We start from the raw sequence: 17,555 nt of genomic DNA on the forward strand, positions 1-17,555 counted from the left end.
TACTAATCTCTTCTATCTGCTAGTTGCTCACAGCGCTTTGCAACATTGGCTGTGGCATCTAAAATAGCAAGCTGTTTTGCTTTGCTTGCCATTGTTGAAATTTTTTCTGGTGCGCTGACATACGGTGTTAATAACTCCACAACCGCCGCTTGATTAAACTCACTTTGTTGCATAATCAATGCAGCTTGCTCAGCGACTAAATACTTTGCATTAGCAGTTTGATGGTCATCTACAGCATGTGGGAAGGGCACAAATAACGCCATTCGACCCGCAGCAGCAATCTCACTAACCGTTAACGCACCAGCGCGGCAAATTACCAAATCGGCCCATTGATATGCACTATCCATATCATCAATGAATTCAGCAACTTTGCTATTTTCAGCTAACCCTAACTGTTGATAGCTAGCAGTCACATTAGGTTCATTATTTTTACCCGTTTGATGCCATATATTAAGCGCTGTTAGCGCTGAAAGTTCACTGAATACAGCAGGTAAAGTTTCATTGAGTACCTGAGCGCCCAGTGACCCACCTACCACAAGCACATTGATTGGCGAAGTCGTTTTTTTAGCAGTGACATTAGCAACACTTGCTCGCACCGGATTGCCAACCACTTCACATTGTTCTTTTGCAAAAGCCGACGGGAAAGCTGCCAGCACTTTATTAGCAAACTTTGCTAACCAACGGTTACTCATACCTGCAACTGCATTTTGCTCATGAATAACCAAAGGAATACCTAAGCTTTTCGCTGCAAGTCCAGTGGGTCCAGTTACATAACCACCCATAGCTAAAACAACATCAGGCTTTTGCTTTTTTAAAATTTTACGTGCTTGAAAAATGGCATTCATCACCATAAATGGTGCTTTAATCAAGCGCTTAACCCCGTTGCCGCGCACACCTTTCACATTGATAAATTCAATCTCAATGTTGTGCTTAGGAACGACAGTTGCCTCCATTCTGTCAGGGGTACCAATCCAGCTAACCTGCCAGCCTTGTTGCTTTAAAAAGTCAGCAACCGCAATACCTGGGAAAATATGCCCACCGGTACCGCCAGCAACAACAAGTAACTTTTTACTCATCGCTTACCTCCACGTGAGGTTGCCTGCTTAGTCGCCATTTTGGTTTCAAAATCTATTCGCAAAAGTACACCTGTTGCTATGGTCATAATTAATAAACTAGAACCACCGTATGAAATAAACGGTAATGTTAAGCCTTTCGTTGGCAAAATACCCGCGCTAGCGCCAACATTGACCATGGTTTGAAACGCAAACCAGATACCAATAGCAAAGGCAAAATAGCCTTCGTATTCTTTGCCACATTTCAGCGCTTTTTGGCCAATTAACAGGGCTCTAAATACAAACACACCGAGCACTATCAAAATACTTAATACGCCAAAGAAGCCAAGCTCTTCACCAATCACAGCAAAGATAAAATCATTATGTGCTTCAGGTAGGTATTGCAGTTTTTGCACGCTATTACCTAACCCTTGACCAAACCAGCCACCTTGGCTGTATGCCATTAGCGATTGTACTAACTGATATCCTTTACCGAATGGATCTTCCCATGGCTCCAAAAAGCCTGTTACTCGAGCCATGCGATATGGTTCAGCGATGATCAACACCACAACTGCTGCAATACCAGTTAAGATAAGACCAAAAAATTGCCATAGCTTAGCACCTGCTAAAAACAACAAACCAACTGTCGTCACAAACAATACAACAACTGTTCCTAAATCTGGTTGCATCAAAATCAAAAATGCATAAACACCAAATACAGCTAATGGCTTAAAGAAGCCTTTCAAGTTCTCTTGTACTTCTTCACGTTTACGCACTAAATAACCTGCAATGTAACTAAAGAAATACAACTTGGCGGCCTCAGCAACCTGAAAGCCAACAGGACCAATTGGTATCCAACGCTTTGCACCATTTACTTCACGGCCAACAATAAGCACCAAAACGAGCAAACCTAAACCTAGTAATAATAAGTAGGCGTTACTGCGCTTCCACCAATCCATAGGCACGTTAGTGGCAATCCAAAACAAGAAAAAGCCCATAATTAAGAACATGCCGTGGCGAATAATAATGTGATATGGATTATCAAATAATCGTTCTGCTGTTGGCATAGAGGCACTTGTTACCATCACAAAGCCAACGCCAATCAACATCAACATGCAATACAACAAAGGCACATCATAAAGCTGTGGCGATTGTTTTGGTGTTAATGCTTCACGGATGTCAGCAAATGCAATCATACTGCCTCCGCCAATACACACTGTGCAAAGTCATCACCACGTTGCATATAGTTGTTATACATATCAATGCTGGCACAAGCCGGTGCTAATAATACGATATCGCCGCTTGTGCTTAACTTTTTTGCCAACAGAACAGCTTCATGCATATTGGTTGTTAGGTGGCCTTTATCAGTTAGTGCCACTAACGCTTTAGCGTCTTTACCGAAACAAACAAGCGCTTTCACTTTGTCGTTTAAGTATGGCTTTAAGGCATCTAAATCAGCCCCTTTCGCATCACCACCAGCAATCACAACTAATTGCTTTGCTTGGCCCGCCAAGCTATCAATAGCTGCGATGGTTGCGCCTACATTAGTCGCCTTTGAATCATTAAAATATTTTACTTCATTTATTTCAGCGACAAACTGACAACGATGTGCCAGCCCTGTAAAGGCACTGAATGCTTGCTGATAATGCTCTTTAGCAATAGCAAACGGGCTCAGTAACGCCATGACCGCTAACGCATTTTGTTGATTATGTGAGCCTACTACTTTCAAGCAGCTTACAGGTAATACAGGATTGCCTTGTGCTGCAAAGTATTGTTCACCTTGATGTTCAACCAAAGCAAAATCTGCATTCGCAAGCGCAAAACTCACTTGTGGTTGCTTTGCAGTGTGCGTAGCCACATCAATCGCATTAACTACAGCAAGCTCTGAGCCGTTATAAATACTTTGCTTAGAATCTATGTATGCTTGATAACTTGGATAACGATCGAGGTGATCTTCGCTGACATTCAATACACAGGCACTTTTCGCTTTTAAGCTGTAAGTGGTATCAAGTTGAAAACTAGATAGTTCAAGTACATATACATCATAGTCTTGAGACAGTAAATCAAGCACTGCCGTGCCAATATTGCCACCAAGGCCAACTTTATAACCGGCCGCTTTAAGTACTTCAAACGCCAATGTAACTACAGTCGACTTACCATTTGAGCCGGTCACAGCAACGATAGGTTTATCGGTTAAGCGGGCAAATAATTCAACATCGCCAATTACTTCAACACCAGCAGCAATCGCTTTTGCTACAGCAGGTGTCGCGAGGCTTAGACCTGGACTGATGATAATAATGTCATTACTAGCTAAGTCAGCCTGTTCTAAATCACCAAAGTGGGTTGTTAACTCACTGGCATGCTCGTTTAACCAATCAGCTCCAGGAGGAGCCGAGCGGCTATCAACAACGATTGGCTTAATATTCTGAGATAATAAAAAACGCACAATGCCCAGACCGGTTACACCGAGTCCAAGCACTGAAATTTGTTTGTTTTTAATCTCGTTAATGACTGTCATTTACCTGATCTTTAATGTCGCAAGGCCAGCAAGTACTAGCACGATTGAAATAATCCAAAAGCGCACAATAACGCGCGGTTCAGGCCAACCTTTTAATTCATAATGGTGGTGAATAGGCGCCATTCTAAAAATACGTTGGCCACGTAATTTGTAAGAGCCTACTTGTAAAATCACCGACAATGCTTCCATTACAAACACACCACCCATGATGACAAGTATCAGTTCTTGACGAACAAGCACAGCAATAATACCCAGTGCACCACCAAGTGCTAATGAGCCTACATCACCCATAAACACTTGTGCTGGGTAAGTGTTAAACCATAAGAAGCCTAGTCCTGCACCTACAATCGCAGTACACACAACCACAAGCTCACTAGCTAATGGTAAGTGTGGAATATGTAGATAGCTTGAGAAATTAACGTTACCGGTCAAGTAAGCAATAATGGCAAGTGCCGCCGCCACTAAAATCGTAGGTACAATCGCTAGACCATCAAGGCCATCTGTCAGGTTTACCGCGTTCGACGTACCTACAATTACAAAGTAAGTCATAACGATATAAAACAGCCCAAGCTGAGGTAACACGTCTTTGAAAAACGGCACAACTAACGAGGTTTCGCTGCCTTGCTGCGACGTAAAATAAAGTGCACTTGCAACCACTAACGCAATCACTGATTGCCAAAAGTATTTCCACTTCGCAATTAGGCCTTTAGGATCTTTACGGATCACTTTACGGTAGTCATCAATAAAGCCAACCACACCTAACGAGCCCACTACAAATAGGGTTGCCCATACATATTTATTTGAAAGGTCAGCCCACAGTAATGTGCTGGTAAAAATTGCCCCTAGAATCAAAATGCCGCCCATGGTTGGCGTGCCTTTTTTAGATAAATGAGACTCAGGACCATCGTGACGAACAACCTGACCAATTTGCATTTTTTGCAATGCACGAATCAGCTTAGGGCCAAAATAAAGAGAGATAAGCAGCGCCGTTAAAATACCTAAAATCGCACGTAGCGTAAGGTAAGAAAAAACATTAAAACCACTGTAATACTGTGTTAAATACTCTGCCAGCCAAACTAACATGACGATACTCCATTGTTGCCATTTTGCTGGCCATTTACTAAATCTGTGACCACAAGTTCCATACGAGAACTACGCGAACCTTTTACAACGATCGTGGTTTTTTGCATCGATTGAGCAAGCTCACTTTGTAATTGTTGTAATAATTGCTCACGGCTTGAGAAGTGGCGGTTTGGCTTTTCAAATACATCACTGGCTGATTTGCTTAATACCCCTAGGCTGTACAGCTCATCAATGCCTTTTTGCTGCGCGTATTCACCGACTTGTTGATGATAAAAACGAGCTTCTTCGCCAAGCTCCCCCATATCTCCTAACGCAAAAATACGACGGCCCGGCATATCACTTAATAAATCAATTGCCGCTTTAACCGATTGCACATTTGCGTTGTAGGTATCATCAATAACAGTCAAAGTGTCTGATACTTTAAGGACGTTAACACGGCCTTTCACTTCACCCATGGTTGCTAATGCTGATGCAACATTTTCAAGGCTTACACCCAACTCAGTAGTTAAGGCTGTGGCAATTAAAGCATTGGCAATATTATGTTTTCCAGGTAATGCGAGGGTGACAGGCACTTTTTTATCTTTATTACAAAGCACAAAAGAAGCACGGGCTTGTTCATCAAGCACCACATCTTCTGCCCAATAATCTAGTTGTTGGCTAGTAGAAAAGCGTTTTACGTTGCGATCATTTAATTTTTCGAGCCAAAAATCAGCAAAATCACTGTCGCAGTTAACCACAGCGACACCATCAGGCTTTAAGCCGTCATAGATTTCACCCTTTGCCGTTGCTACACCTTGTAACGACCCAAATCCCTCTAAGTGAGAAGCTGCAACATTACATACCACAGCAACATCAGGTTTCGTCATTGCAACAGTGTAAGCTATTTCACCAATATGATTGGCACCTAATTCAATTACCGCATATTGATGCTGTGGCTCAAGGCGTAATAACGTCAGTGGTACACCAATGTCATTATTAAAGTTGCCTTTTGTTGCTAGGACTTCACCGTGATCAGATAAAATCGCCGCACACATTTCTTTAACGGTCGTTTTACCTACGCTACCTGTGATAGCAATCGTTTTTGGTGCGACCTGAGCCATGACAGCAGTACCAATTTGGCCTAACGCAATGCGCGTGTCGCTAACCACAAACTGTACAATATCGACATTAACGGGACGCGCAACAATAGCAGCTATCGCCCCTTTTTCTTTTGCTTGCGCAACAAATTTGTGGCCGTCAAAGTTGGGGCCTTGTAGCGCTAAAAACACTTCACCATCGCACAAAGTACGAGTGTCTGTGTTGATGTTTTTTACCTTTTGATTACCACCTTGGTAATCTGTTGCTAGAACATTTGCTAGCCAATCAAAATCCATAGGGATCATAACTGCGCCCCTTGCGATTTTTCTTTTAGTTGTTGTTGTACATATTGACGATCGCAGAAGTCGATTCGTTGATCGCCAATAATTTGATAATCTTCGTGACCTTTACCTGCAATTAAAATTACATCATCAGCACCGGCTTGTGATATAGCATAACTAATTGCTAGCGCTCGGTCTGCTTCACAATGTGCAAGTTCTGGCTGTTCAAGACCTGCAACCACATCTGCGATAATAGCGTTTGGATCTTCACTACGCGGGTTATCACTAGTAACAATAATACGGTCTGCATTGCCTTCTGCGGCTTTGGCCATCATCGGGCGTTTACCTTTATCACGATCACCACCGCAACCAAACACACAGCTCACTCCACCCGGTACATGTTTTTGTAGTGCTTGTAATGCAAGAGCAAGTGCATCTGGAGTATGAGCATAATCAACAATGCAGGTTGGTTGACCTGGCTCACTAAATGCTTGCATGCGCCCAGCGACTGGTTGCAGTGTTTTACAGGCTTCAACTAACAAAGTGAGTGGGTAGCCCATACCTAATAAAGTGGCCATTGCAGCGGCTAAATTATATAAGTTAAATTCACCGAATAGTGTGCAATTAACCTCAGCCTGCCCCCAGCTGGTATCAAACTTCGCCGAAATACCTGCATTATCGTAAGTCACATCACTGAAATACACAAAGCGTGCATTTTCAGGCGTTAAATTTTTATGACCATAACAAATCAGGTTATTAAAGTCGTACTTTTCCAACCATGCCTCAACTTGAGCATCATCTTGGTTAAGCACCACAAGCTCTGGCATATGATTACGCATTAACATCAACTTAGCATCGCCATAGGCATCCATAGTGCCATGATAATCTAAGTGATCACGTGAAAGGTTAGTAAACACCGCAGCTTTAAACTGACAATGATCAACACGGTGCTGTACTAAGCCATGTGACGAAACTTCCATAGCCACAACATCACTCTGTTGCTCTACGAGTTCAGATAAAATACGCTGCAAATCAACACTTGATGGTGTGGTGTTAGCAAGCTCAGTGAGATTATCAGGGTGCCCATAGCCAAGTGTACCAATCACCGCTGTGCGTTTTTGACAGTACGCTGCTAAATGCGCGATCATCGCTGTTGTCGTTGACTTGCCATTGGTGCCTGTTACACCCACTAAATCAAGTTGCTTTGATGGCTGTTGATAAAAAGCAGCCGCGAGTGCTGGCAACTTTTTTGCTAAATCTGTTACTAAATAAAGTGGTTCAAATTCACAATCGAACTCACATAAACGGTCAGCAATTATTGCCACCGCACCATTTTCAATGGCTTTTTCAATAAACTGTCCGCCATCAAGTTGATGACCTTTAATGGCAACAAACACATCGCCAGCTTTCACATCTCGACTATCAAGACGTAGTTGATTGACCAATAAACTATTGGCCTCAATATCAATATGATTAAGAATCGGTTTTAAATCACGCATCGTTATCTTTGCCTTCTACGTACGCAACCGCATCTTTGTCCGGTGCGACGTTTAGAATTCTTAAGGCATTGGAGACAATCTCTGCAAATGCAGGGCCTGCCGTCGCACCGCCGTAATAAACATCTCCACCCGGTTCGTTAATCAATACTACTACTGCTAAACGCGGGTCACTCGCAGGTGCAATACCAGCAAAGTAACCAACGTATTCGTCACCATAACCACCGACAGCCGCTTTCTTAGAAGTACCTGTCTTACCTGCGGCACGATAACCATCAACATGAACTTTTTGTGCAGTACCGCCTTTTTCGAATACGCTTTCCATCATGTGGACAACAGCTTCAACGTCTTTTTGTTGAAAAATACGTTCGCCTTCAGGTACCGAATCTTGTTTAAGTACAGTCAATGGGCGCATGACACCACCTGAACCTAACATGGCATAAAAACGCGCCATTTGTGCGGTGCTTACTGCTAGATTATAACCAAATGATAGTGCAGCAATTTCATGATCAGACCAACGGCGATTTGGGTAAAATAAACCACTACTCTCACCAACCATGCCAGTACCACTATCGCTACCAAAGCCAACTTTTTGATATAGGCCAACAAAGTAATCTTTTGGAAGTTCTTGGCTAACCTTAGTCACCCCCATGTTGCTTGAATATTTTAAGATTTCTCTTAAAGTCATCTCACCATGATTACGGGTATCCTGTACTAGACTACCGCCTACTCGCATCCAGCCGGGGTATGTATCAACGATTGAATCCGGTTGAATTGTGCCGTAGTCTAAACCAGCTAAAATGGCTAGTGGCTTAACAGTGGAGCCAGGTTCAAATAAATCGGTAATCGCTCGATTACGGCGCTTATGCGGTGCGGCGTCATTAAGGTTGTTTGGGTTAAACGATGGGCTATTTACCATCGCTAACACTTCACCTGTTTTAACATCCACAACCATTGCTGAACCTGAGGTCGCTTTGTAAGATAACACCGCTGATTTTACTGCTTTATAAGCAATTGCTTGAATACGTTGGTCGATACTTAAGTGAATGCTCTCTGGCTCTACGCGCTCACGTTCATCAAGCACCTCTACTTCACGACCTTGGGCATCTTTACGAATAGTGCGCTGACCTTCAACGCCCGTTAACGCCTTTTCATAAAGCTTTTCAATCCCTTCAATACCATGGCCATCAATGTTAGTGAAACCAATAACATGAGCCGTCACTTCACCGGCTGGATAATAACGTTTTGATTCATCCAGCAAATGGATACCCGGTAAACGAAGATCGCCAATATAGTTAGCAACCGCAGGAGTGACTTGACGTTTTAAATAGACAAAGCGTCGCTTTGGATTATCACGAAGACGAGAGTTAATTTTGCTAGGTTCAATACGTAGTACATCCGCAAGCTCACGCCAACGAATATCATTATTGTAATAAGCAGCAATACGTTTGTTTAATTCTGCCGTGTTTTCAGCAAGCGCTTGTTGGTCTTCACCGTTTTTGCGTGCTTGACGCAGTACCTTACTGATCAATGACTTGTTTAACGCTTTAGGGTCGGCATAAACACTCACTACAGGCACACTTACAGCTAGTTCTTTACCATTGCGATCGAAGATCATGCCACGTTGCACATGTTGTTTTTCAACACGTACCGTGCGTTTATCACTTTCTGAGCGCGCTTTATCAGGCTCAATTACTTGTAAAAATGCGGCACGTGCGACCAGCGACATGAATACTAAAAATACGACTGAACACACCAGCGAAAAACGCCATGTGATCAAAGTATTTGTTGGCTTTTTCCCTCTGCTTCTCATTGCAGTATTACCACCTGTTCATCTTTGCTTGTTGGCCGCTTCATTTCTAATTGCATGGTTGCCACTTCTTCAATGCGCGCATGCTGCGAATAAAACTCTTCTTCTACTAGCAAGTAACGCCACTCAAGATCGAGTTCATCGCGCTCTTGCAATAATTTATCTTGCTCTATCAATTGTTGACGCGCTAAGTGCGTCACCTGAACCACACTCAAACTAGAAGCAAGAATCACAACCAATAAGGCCAAGGTCAGCTTATTAGCTCCTAGGCCTTTAAAAATTTCCACAAATAAGTTGGGTTGTCGATTCACCGCTTTAGCTTTCATTACAGCCTCTGTGCAATCCTTAATACCGAACTACGTGAACGCGGATTAGCTTCAATTTCCGCCTTACTTGGCTTAATGGCTTTACCCACTGCCTTTAACGTCAGGTTTTTATTTATTTGTGCGTCAGTCAAAGGCAGACCTCTGGGTATCGCCTCTCCCTTACTCTGTTTTTTTATAAACTGCTTAACAATGCGATCTTCTAACGAGTGAAACGAAATAACGACTAAACGTCCACCTGGCTTTAAAACGTCAACAGCGGCTTGCAGTGCAGTTTGAATTTCTTCAAGTTCACTGTTGATATAAATACGGATCGCTTGGAATGTTCGTGTTGCAGGATGCTTATACTTGTCTTTAACCGGCACAGCTTCATCGACTAAATCAGCAAGCTGCTTAGTGCTAGTAATAGGTGTGTGCTCACGAGTCTCAATGATTTTATGGGCAATGCGACGACCAAACTTTTCCTCACCGTAGGTTTTAATCACATGGGTAATATCTTCAAGTTCAGCTTCAGCTAACCATTGTGCAGCACTGCGACCACTGGTTGGGTCCATGCGCATATCGAGCGGGCCATCTTTCATAAAGCTAAAACCGCGTTCAGCATCATCAAGCTGTGGTGAAGAAACACCGATATCTAACAAAATGCCGTCAACCTTACCGATTAAATCGTTATCTTCAGCAACGGCTTTAAGATTTGAAAAACGCGTGTGGGCAATCGAAAAACGTGCATCATCAGCAAATTTTTCAGCAGCTTTAATTGCTTGTGGATCTTGATCAATCGCTTGCAAGCGACCTTGTTCACTTAAACGCGCAAGAATTTGCCCTGAGTGTCCGCCGCGACCAAATGTGCCATCCATATAAATGCCTTCGGGTTTAATATCCAAAGCATCTATGGTTTCGTCCATCAGTACAGAGACATGTTCAAATTGCGCTGTCATTAGCTAGTTTTTGCCTTTTTATTATTGTGGTTAGAGTGAGAAGTTATCGAACTCAGGATTCGCCTCAAAATCGCCTTGGCGTTCAATTTCAGTATCTTGGCGCATTTGTTCATGCCAACGATCTTCATCCCAAATTTCAAACTTGTTCATCAAGCCAACCAACATGATTTTTTTTCCAAGTTCTGCGTGTGCTCGTAAAGACGGCGCCAGCAGAATTCGGCCATTTTTATCTAGTTGATACTCTGTAGCGTTACCAAGCAACATACGTTGCATGCGGCGAGCACGTGGATTCATGTTCGAAATCTTTAATAATCGTTCTTCGATTTCGAGCCATTCTGCTAACGGGTATAACCACAAACAAGGTTCGTTTAAGGCCACAGTGCAAATAACCGTTCCCTGATCTTCAGACAAGATCGCATCTCGGTACTTAGTTGGTACCGCAAAGCGTCCTTTATCATCCAAACTCAGAGAGCTCGCACCCCGAAACATAAATTGCCTTAAAAATAGGTTATTAATCGTTAATGATTATTTCCGATCCAGTTTGATCCACTAAAAACCACTTTTTACCACAGTGCTCCAGTTTAGGGCTTGACAAGCCATTTTGTCAAGTAAGCAGATCATCATAAGCGCCTTGTGAAGCCAGAAAAAATAAGGGCTCAGGCAAAGCCTATGAATTACGTGGGAAAAAGTGGAAAACATCGAAAAAAAATTTTTTTTCAATTTTCTTGGTAATGGATTAGGGAAAAATGGTTAATGAATAACCAATGAATAATTACAAAATTATCTTATGCTGTAATTTTTACTTAATCACCCTGCAAGAGTTACGGGAAATATCCATCCTAGAACTCAACTACAATATTAACACATTGAAAAATATACCTTTTACAATTTGGTATAAAGGTTGCGACAGACTAGCTACCAATTCAATGGCAATTTTTTAAGGAATGATTATGACTACCGCAACTTCAAAATCGAACACAAGTACAGCAACGGACAGCAGTGCAAACTCGAAAGCGGCTCAAGTAGAGGCGCCATTTACAGAAAAAGCAACTGAAGCAGCACATCACGCTGTAGATGCATTATCAACGCGTGCTGCAAGTGCCGAGCAAAGTGTACGTCAAGGTGCGTCTAGCTCTGCCCAAACGCTTTCTGATAAACAAGCTGTAGCACGTGCTAAAATTAACGAATACAGTGGTAAAACTCGTCAGCTTGCATCAGAAAACCCACTTGCAACAGCGGGGATTGCCTTTGCTGCAGGCATGTTAGTATCTGCGCTTATTCGTCGTAAGTAATTGTTATGCAGCCTTCTCAATCTACAGATGAGAAAACGCAAGGTGCCACTGATCAGCCGCCAAACGCTGATCAGTGGCAAGATCATCTTGCTAAATTATCTGATTACGCCAAACAGCTATACATTGACTACCGTAAACAAACAGGTACTTGCAAAAAGATTGCAGCTGCTGAGTGGCGCCTATCAACACGCTCTCTCGCCTTAACTATTATCTTACTTGTTTGTTTTGCTGGAGGGTTAGTACTGCTTTGGGCTGGTTTACTTGCTACCGTGGGTATCGCCATATTCAGTTTTAGCCAATCATTGTGGCTATCAGCTATCTCACTGATTGCATTACAACTACTTTGCCTTGCTTGGCTTTGGAAAAACATTGGTTATGTAAGTAGTAAGATTGGTTTTGATCACACTCTTAAAAGTGTTCGTCAATTATTGAATATTAAATAAGGATGAGTGATGTTAATTGATTATTTTATCAATAAGCCACAGCATAAAGTAACTGAGCTGAGTCAACAAATGGATCTGCAAGATGAGATTAAACGTCAGCATCATCAGGCATTTAAGTACAGATTAAAGCGATTTGCTGTAAGTAAAGTCGGTATTGCAAGTGCTTTCACTGCAGGTATGGGCTACGAAGCTCTCAATAACTCAGATAACAAAGACGGTAAACTTAAACAAGTCAGTCGCTTTAGCTGGTTATTACGCTTGTTGTGATCTTTATCATGTAAAGTTTGTTTTTTACTTCTCTTTGCAAGCTATTTTCATTACCTTAAACACAAACTAGCTATGTGTGGAAACTTAAGGTGAAAAAAAGGATTGTATTAACAGGTGGTCCAGGTGGTGGAAAAACAACAGCCATCGACTTGCTAAGACGAGAATTTTCTAAACAAATTGTCGTGGTACCAGAGTCTGCAACCATGCTTTTTGGTGGCGGAATAGAACGTAGTGACTCACCTCATCTTATCAAAGCACACCAGCAAGCCATTTTCAGCTTACAAAAACACCTAGAACATATTCAGCGAACCATGCATCCAAATCGTTTGATGCTTTGCGATCGTGGCAGTTTAGATGGGCTTGCCTATTGGCCTGGTGAACAAGATGAGTTTTTTCAATGCTTAAATACCAGCCTACAAATAGAACTCAACCAATACGATGCGGTGATCTTTTTTGAAACTGCTGCTAAATCTGGGCAAAGCATTCACTCTAACAATCCAGTAAGAAACGAATCTGATCAGCAAGCTATCTTGCTTGATGACAAACTACAAGCAATTTGGTCACAGCACCCTAATTTTAATTTAGTGAAAAGTTCAGAGTCATTTATTCAAAAAGTGATGTTTGGCATCGACACAATTAGCAAGGTCATGGATAGTTATAACTAACAGCTTAATTGCTAAATTAAACTGTTAGTTTTAGTCACTTTTTATCCTCGATTGTGTGGGCGCGAGTAGTCTATTGCCGGCCCTTTAGGCACGATCTGCGTTGGGTTAATCATCGTGTGGCTGAAGTAGTAATGGCGTTTAATATGGTAAAAATCAACCGTCTTACTCACTCCTTCAGTTTGATATAACTCACGCAAATAATTGCTGATCGCAGGGTAACTTTCGATGGTACGCAAATTACATTTAAAGTGACCCACGTAAACACTGTCGAAGCGAATTAAAGTGGTAAACAGTCGCCAGTCGGCTTCAGTCAATGTATCACCCACTAAATAACGATTATCTGTCAAACGCAGCTCAATTTTATCAAGGGCAGCAAATAAGTCGTCATATGCATCTTCATAGGCTTCTTGCGTTGTCGCAAAGCCAGCACGATAAACACCGTTATTGATATTGTTATAAACAAGATCATTAATTTCATCAATTTCAGTACGCAACGACGCAGGGTAAAAGTCGCGCTCATTGCCTGTTAGATCATTAAATGCACTGTTAAACATGCGAATAATCTCTGCAGACTCATTACTCACGATACGCTGAGACTTTTTATCCCAAAGCACAGGAACTGTTACGCGACCAGAGTAGTCAGGTTTATTTCGAGTATAAATTTGGTGCAAATAATCAGTATTGAATAATGCATCCCCCGTACTGTGATTATCTTTGTCAAATGTCCAACCATGTTCAAGCATGTCAGGGCTTACTACAGATACACTAATATAGTCTTCAAGGCCTTTTAAATGACGAAATATCAAGGTGCGGTGTGCCCAAGGACAGGCCAAAGATACATAAAGATGATAGCGATCTTTTTCTGCTTTAAAGCCTGCATCACCGCTTTCTCCCGCACTACCATCTGCGGTGACCCAATTACGTAACTGGGCCGCCTCACGCTTGAATTCACCTTGATTGTTATCGGTGTCGTACCATTTATCTTGCCATTGGCCATTTACGAGTAATCCCACAATAACCTCCTATAGAGTGCCAAATTTACCTAACTGATAGTCACGTACTGCTTGCTGTAACTCAGCTTGTGTTGTCATTACAAACGGACCCATATGCGCGATTGGTTGCTTAAGCGGCTCACCAGCAAGCAACAACACGCCCGCACCAGTTTGAGAGTTAAATTCAATATCACTACCAGGCTCCAAAATAAGTAAGCTGCCTGCTTTAACTGGCCCACCCTGCTCAGTATGAATTTCACCTGTGTGGATATAAAGCATCACCTTAGTTTGTGTAAGCGGTGCATGGTAAAACTGTGTTCCAGCCGGTAAAGTCACATCGGCAAGCATGCCGTTAGCGGCGAGATCTTGTAGGCTAGAAACCTGATTTTCATCTGCAAACTCCCAGCTTCCAGCTAACGCTTTTAGCTCAACGCCCTGCTCATTTCGAGTCGTTGGCGCCGGCGCTTCAGTGGTATCTTGGTAACGCGGTTTTCTAAGCTTCTCAGCACTTGGCATATTTAACCAAATCTGAAAGCCATGCATGCCCTCTTTGGCATCCGCCAAAGGCATTTCACTGTGGATTACACCAAAACCAGTACTCATCCACTGCACATCGCCAGCACGGATGGCTTTTTTGTTACCCATTTGGTCTTGGTGCTCGAAGCCGCCTTTAATAATATACGTAAATGTTTCAATACCACGGTGAGGATGCGCAGGAAAACCACCCATAAAATCACTGTGATCATCTGACTTAAGCTCATCGATCATTAAAAAAGGATCTAAATACTTGCCATCAAAGCCCGGAATACGGCTAATGTTTACGCCATCACCATCTTGTGTGGCATGGCTATTTAACTGTTGAATCACATTCATAACTTTACTCCCGTAAATTGTATGAAATAATTGTAGGAGCTAATTTAGTTAACAACCATGAGTAAAATTCGCGCCAACCATTCTATTTAAGAGAATGTTTATTTTGCTGCTTGGTTAATTCATCCGCCACAGTCGCTCCGCGTTGACCCACCTCTTTCTCAGGCCCTATAGTGCTATCAACCACAGTTTGCTGCTCGGCACTGGCATTGATTGCTGCACCAAAAATAATGATGTATGCGCTGATATAGAGCCACATCAACATAATCACTACTCCACCTAATGAGCCATACGTTTCGTTATAGCTTGCAAATTGGGAGACATAATATGAAAAACCAATTGATGCGATGATCCACAGCAAAGTAGCCAGTATTGAGCCTGGTGTGATCCAGCGCCATTTTGCCGGAGTTCGATGAGGCGCATAACGATATAAAAATGCCAAAGCGCAATTAAAAGTGATGGCTAACAATGGCCACGTAATGAGCTTGATCAACAAATCAATAAGCTCTGTTAAACCAACTAGGTTAAGCACAATCGGTAAAATACCGATGATCAATAAAGCCACCAGCGCAACAACAATGGCACCTAGCGAAAATAAAAAGCGTACCAGTAACGCCATAAAAAATTGTCGTTTGTTATGCTGATGATAAGTGATATTACAGGCTGTTATTAGCGCCTGACAGCCCTTACTGCTACTCCAAACCGTTAACAATAAAGTCCCTATGGCACTAACACTTAACACCTTTTGCGATTGCTGAGTCACCTCTGAGACCTGTAGCAAAATAATGTCTCGACTACTTGTTGGTAAAATAGCAGTGACTTTATCAAGCTGCTCATGGATATCGGTCGGGGACGCAAAATAAGCGTAAACAGAGACTGTAGCGGCTAATGCAGGAAAGATCGCAAGCAGAGCATAAAATGCCACACCCGCCGCCACGAAAGATAAGTTGTCTTGTGATAGGTTGTGATAAACCCGCTTGCTAATGTCCCACCAGCCTCGAATTGGGATCTCCATGGGTGAACGAGCTTTGAAACCACGATTATTCTTAGTCATAAGTGACCTAAAAATTTGCCTTAATGGATATAAAGTAGCAAACAACTTGCCAGTAATAATGGCGTCTGATTTGCATTAAGCTAAGCTTATAAAAACTGCAAATAAACCCATGGAGTGGTGCGATGAATTATTATTTAATATTAAAAAATCAAATACATAACTTAGTTACACCAACACTTTCCGTAGCATCGCAACCAGTCTTAGAAAGCTTATCTTGGCAAGACTTAAATTCTCAGGTTACGCATTTTTTACATACTACATGGCAAATGTTACCCGCCCTGACATTAGGTATTGTAGCCATCATTATCTGCTATTTATTGGCCCGTCCTTTATCCTATCTATTGATAAAACCACTTGGTTTTGTAAGTGAAAGCAAACTCTTACATGTCGTCACGAGGCGCTTTTTTAGTATCATTATAATTTTGTTTGGTGTGTACTTATTTTTGCGTCTAGCTGGGCTCACCAGTTTTGCTGTGGCGATTATGAGTGGTACTGGATTAGTCGGGCTTATTTTAGGTTTTGCGTTTCGCGATATCGCCGAAAACTTTATTTCAAGTATGCTGCTCAGTGTGCAGCGCCCTTTTCGTATTGACGATGTTATCGAAGTCGATGGTCGTTTAGGGGTAGTTAAAAAGGTTACAGCCCGCGCTACCACCTTAGTTGACTTTGATGGTAATCATATTCAAATTCCCAATGCGACGGTATATAAAAACGTTATTAAAAATCTAACTGCTAACCCTAAAATGCGCGGCCACTTTGCAGTAGGTATTGGTTATGATAATGACATTCGCTATGCCCAGCAATTAGCAATGAAAGTGGTCAATCAACATCCCGCAGTTATTAATGATCCACCCAGCCAAGTTCTGATTGACTCACTAGGTTCAGCGACACTGAATTTAACTATTTATTTTTGGGTAAATAGTGCAGAACATAGTCATATCAAGGTAGCCTCACAGTTGATGCGAGAGCTAGTAAATACCTATTTAGCAGAGCAAATTAGTATGCCAGATGACGCCCGTGAACGTATTATCTTAAATAGCGAGAACGATACAGAGCAACCAAGTATCAATGCAACCGCTGAGCAACAAACACCAAAATCACTCGACGATCATAGCCTTGATGACGTTAGCAGTGACGCCGATGATATTCGCGAACAAGCCGATCAATCTCGCGATCCTGAACAAGGCAGTAATATAATTTAATCGTCATCGCGAACTAAACTTCATCATTGGGTTTATCTTGCATAGCGCGTTTAAACCCTTTGACTGACGTCCCTAAATCTCCACCTATTCGGGATAACTTTTTTGTGCCAAATAACAGCACCACAATTGCAGCAATAATGGCTAATTGCCAAACACTAATTCCTGCCATAACAACCTCATTTTAAAATAAAA

19 protein-coding genes are annotated in these 17,555 nt (G+C 42.2%); 5 read left to right on the forward strand and 14 right to left on the reverse strand.

The features are described from left to right. Nucleotides 1–2: 2 nt before the first annotated feature. Genes murG through mraZ form a run of 10 tightly spaced genes read right to left on the reverse strand, consistent with a single transcriptional unit; the run spans nucleotide 3 to nucleotide 11,067 of the window. Nucleotides 3–1,076: an undecaprenyldiphospho-muramoylpentapeptide beta-N-acetylglucosaminyltransferase gene (gene murG / locus HYD28_16410; protein ID QLE10411.1), complete on the reverse strand. Its 1,074-nt coding sequence runs from the start codon at nucleotides 1,074–1,076 to the stop codon at nucleotides 3–5. Beyond that, entirely contained in the window at nucleotides 1,073–2,248 is a 1,176-nt protein-coding gene (gene ftsW, locus HYD28_16415; protein QLE10412.1) for a cell division protein FtsW, read from the reverse strand. The genes murG and ftsW overlap by 4 nt, the downstream gene beginning before the upstream one ends. After that, complete coding sequence (gene murD, locus HYD28_16420; protein ID QLE10413.1) at nucleotides 2,245–3,570, reverse strand: UDP-N-acetylmuramoyl-L-alanine--D-glutamate ligase; 1,326 nt, start codon at nucleotides 3,568–3,570, stop codon at nucleotides 2,245–2,247. The genes ftsW and murD overlap by 4 nt, the downstream gene beginning before the upstream one ends. Next, nucleotides 3,571–4,653 carry a phospho-N-acetylmuramoyl-pentapeptide-transferase gene (mraY, locus tag HYD28_16425; GenBank protein QLE10414.1) on the reverse strand — a complete coding sequence of 361 codons (1,083 nt, stop codon included), beginning with the start codon at nucleotides 4,651–4,653 and terminating at the stop codon, nucleotides 3,571–3,573. Further along, nucleotides 4,647–6,035 carry a UDP-N-acetylmuramoyl-tripeptide--D-alanyl-D-alanine ligase gene (gene murF / locus HYD28_16430; GenBank protein ID QLE10415.1) on the reverse strand — a complete coding sequence of 463 codons (1,389 nt, stop codon included), beginning with the start codon at nucleotides 6,033–6,035 and terminating at the stop codon, nucleotides 4,647–4,649. The genes mraY and murF overlap by 7 nt, the downstream gene beginning before the upstream one ends. Further along, a complete protein-coding gene (gene murE, locus HYD28_16435) occupies nucleotides 6,032–7,510 on the reverse strand; it encodes a UDP-N-acetylmuramoyl-L-alanyl-D-glutamate--2,6-diaminopimelate ligase (GenBank protein ID QLE10416.1) in 1,479 nt (492 codons plus the stop codon). The genes murF and murE overlap by 4 nt, the downstream gene beginning before the upstream one ends. Continuing rightward, on the reverse strand, nucleotides 7,503–9,320 hold the full coding sequence (locus HYD28_16440; protein ID QLE10417.1) for a peptidoglycan glycosyltransferase FtsI: 1,818 nt from the start codon (nucleotides 9,318–9,320) through the stop codon (nucleotides 7,503–7,505). The genes murE and HYD28_16440 overlap by 8 nt, the downstream gene beginning before the upstream one ends. Beyond that, entirely contained in the window at nucleotides 9,317–9,643 is a 327-nt protein-coding gene (gene ftsL / locus HYD28_16445; GenBank protein QLE10418.1) for a cell division protein FtsL, read from the reverse strand. The genes HYD28_16440 and ftsL overlap by 4 nt, the downstream gene beginning before the upstream one ends. Beyond that, on the reverse strand, nucleotides 9,643–10,578 hold the full coding sequence (rsmH, locus tag HYD28_16450) for a 16S rRNA (cytosine(1402)-N(4))-methyltransferase RsmH (protein ID QLE10419.1): 936 nt from the start codon (nucleotides 10,576–10,578) through the stop codon (nucleotides 9,643–9,645). Before rsmH ends, ftsL begins: the two co-directional genes overlap by 1 nt. Nucleotides 10,579–10,608: 30 nt before the next feature. Continuing rightward, nucleotides 10,609–11,067, reverse strand: a complete 459-nt coding sequence (mraZ, locus tag HYD28_16455; GenBank protein ID QLE10420.1) for a division/cell wall cluster transcriptional repressor MraZ — start codon at nucleotides 11,065–11,067, stop codon at nucleotides 10,609–10,611. Between the two features lie 461 nt (nucleotides 11,068–11,528). On the opposite strand from mraZ, the gene HYD28_16460 reads away from it, so the two are divergent. The 4 genes from HYD28_16460 to HYD28_16475 all read left to right on the forward strand — a co-directional run bounded on the left by HYD28_16460 (nucleotide 11,529) and on the right by HYD28_16475 (nucleotide 13,245). Further along, nucleotides 11,529–11,870, forward strand: a complete 342-nt coding sequence (locus HYD28_16460) for a DUF883 domain-containing protein (GenBank protein ID QLE10421.1) — start codon at nucleotides 11,529–11,531, stop codon at nucleotides 11,868–11,870. A gap of 5 nt (nucleotides 11,871–11,875) precedes the next feature. Further along, on the forward strand, nucleotides 11,876–12,313 hold the full coding sequence (locus HYD28_16465) for a hypothetical protein (GenBank protein QLE10422.1): 438 nt from the start codon (nucleotides 11,876–11,878) through the stop codon (nucleotides 12,311–12,313). Between the two features lie 9 nt (nucleotides 12,314–12,322). Beyond that, a complete protein-coding gene (locus HYD28_16470) occupies nucleotides 12,323–12,580 on the forward strand; it encodes a hypothetical protein (protein QLE10423.1) in 258 nt (85 codons plus the stop codon). 74 nt (nucleotides 12,581–12,654) lie between these two features. Then, complete coding sequence (locus HYD28_16475) at nucleotides 12,655–13,245, forward strand: AAA family ATPase (GenBank protein QLE10424.1); 591 nt, start codon at nucleotides 12,655–12,657, stop codon at nucleotides 13,243–13,245. Nucleotides 13,246–13,286: 41 nt separating this feature from the next. On the opposite strand, the gene HYD28_16480 is transcribed toward HYD28_16475, so the two are convergent. The 3 genes from HYD28_16480 to HYD28_16490 all read right to left on the reverse strand — a co-directional run bounded on the left by HYD28_16480 (nucleotide 13,287) and on the right by HYD28_16490 (nucleotide 16,161). Then, nucleotides 13,287–14,258 carry a glutathione S-transferase family protein gene (locus tag HYD28_16480; GenBank protein ID QLE10425.1) on the reverse strand — a complete coding sequence of 324 codons (972 nt, stop codon included), beginning with the start codon at nucleotides 14,256–14,258 and terminating at the stop codon, nucleotides 13,287–13,289. A gap of 9 nt (nucleotides 14,259–14,267) precedes the next feature. Then, nucleotides 14,268–15,110, reverse strand: a complete 843-nt coding sequence (locus HYD28_16485; protein ID QLE10426.1) for a pirin family protein — start codon at nucleotides 15,108–15,110, stop codon at nucleotides 14,268–14,270. Nucleotides 15,111–15,192: 82 nt separating this feature from the next. Next, nucleotides 15,193–16,161: a YihY/virulence factor BrkB family protein gene (locus HYD28_16490; protein ID QLE10427.1), complete on the reverse strand. Its 969-nt coding sequence runs from the start codon at nucleotides 16,159–16,161 to the stop codon at nucleotides 15,193–15,195. Between the two features lie 122 nt (nucleotides 16,162–16,283). On the opposite strand from HYD28_16490, the gene HYD28_16495 reads away from it, so the two are divergent. Continuing rightward, the gene (locus HYD28_16495; protein QLE10428.1) at nucleotides 16,284–17,363 is read left to right on the forward strand and encodes a mechanosensitive ion channel; all 1,080 of its coding nucleotides are present in this window, start codon (nucleotides 16,284–16,286) and stop codon (nucleotides 17,361–17,363) included. 13 nt (nucleotides 17,364–17,376) lie between these two features. Here HYD28_16495 and tatA read toward each other — a convergent pair whose 3' ends face one another. After that, entirely contained in the window at nucleotides 17,377–17,532 is a 156-nt protein-coding gene (gene tatA, locus HYD28_16500) for a twin-arginine translocase TatA/TatE family subunit (GenBank protein ID QLE10429.1), read from the reverse strand. Between the last annotated feature and the right edge of the window lie 23 nt (nucleotides 17,533–17,555).

Origin of the sequence: Pseudoalteromonas shioyasakiensis, assembly GCA_013391845.1 — a bacterium.
Taxonomy (GTDB): Bacteria; Pseudomonadota; Gammaproteobacteria; order Enterobacterales; family Alteromonadaceae; genus Pseudoalteromonas; species Pseudoalteromonas apostichopi.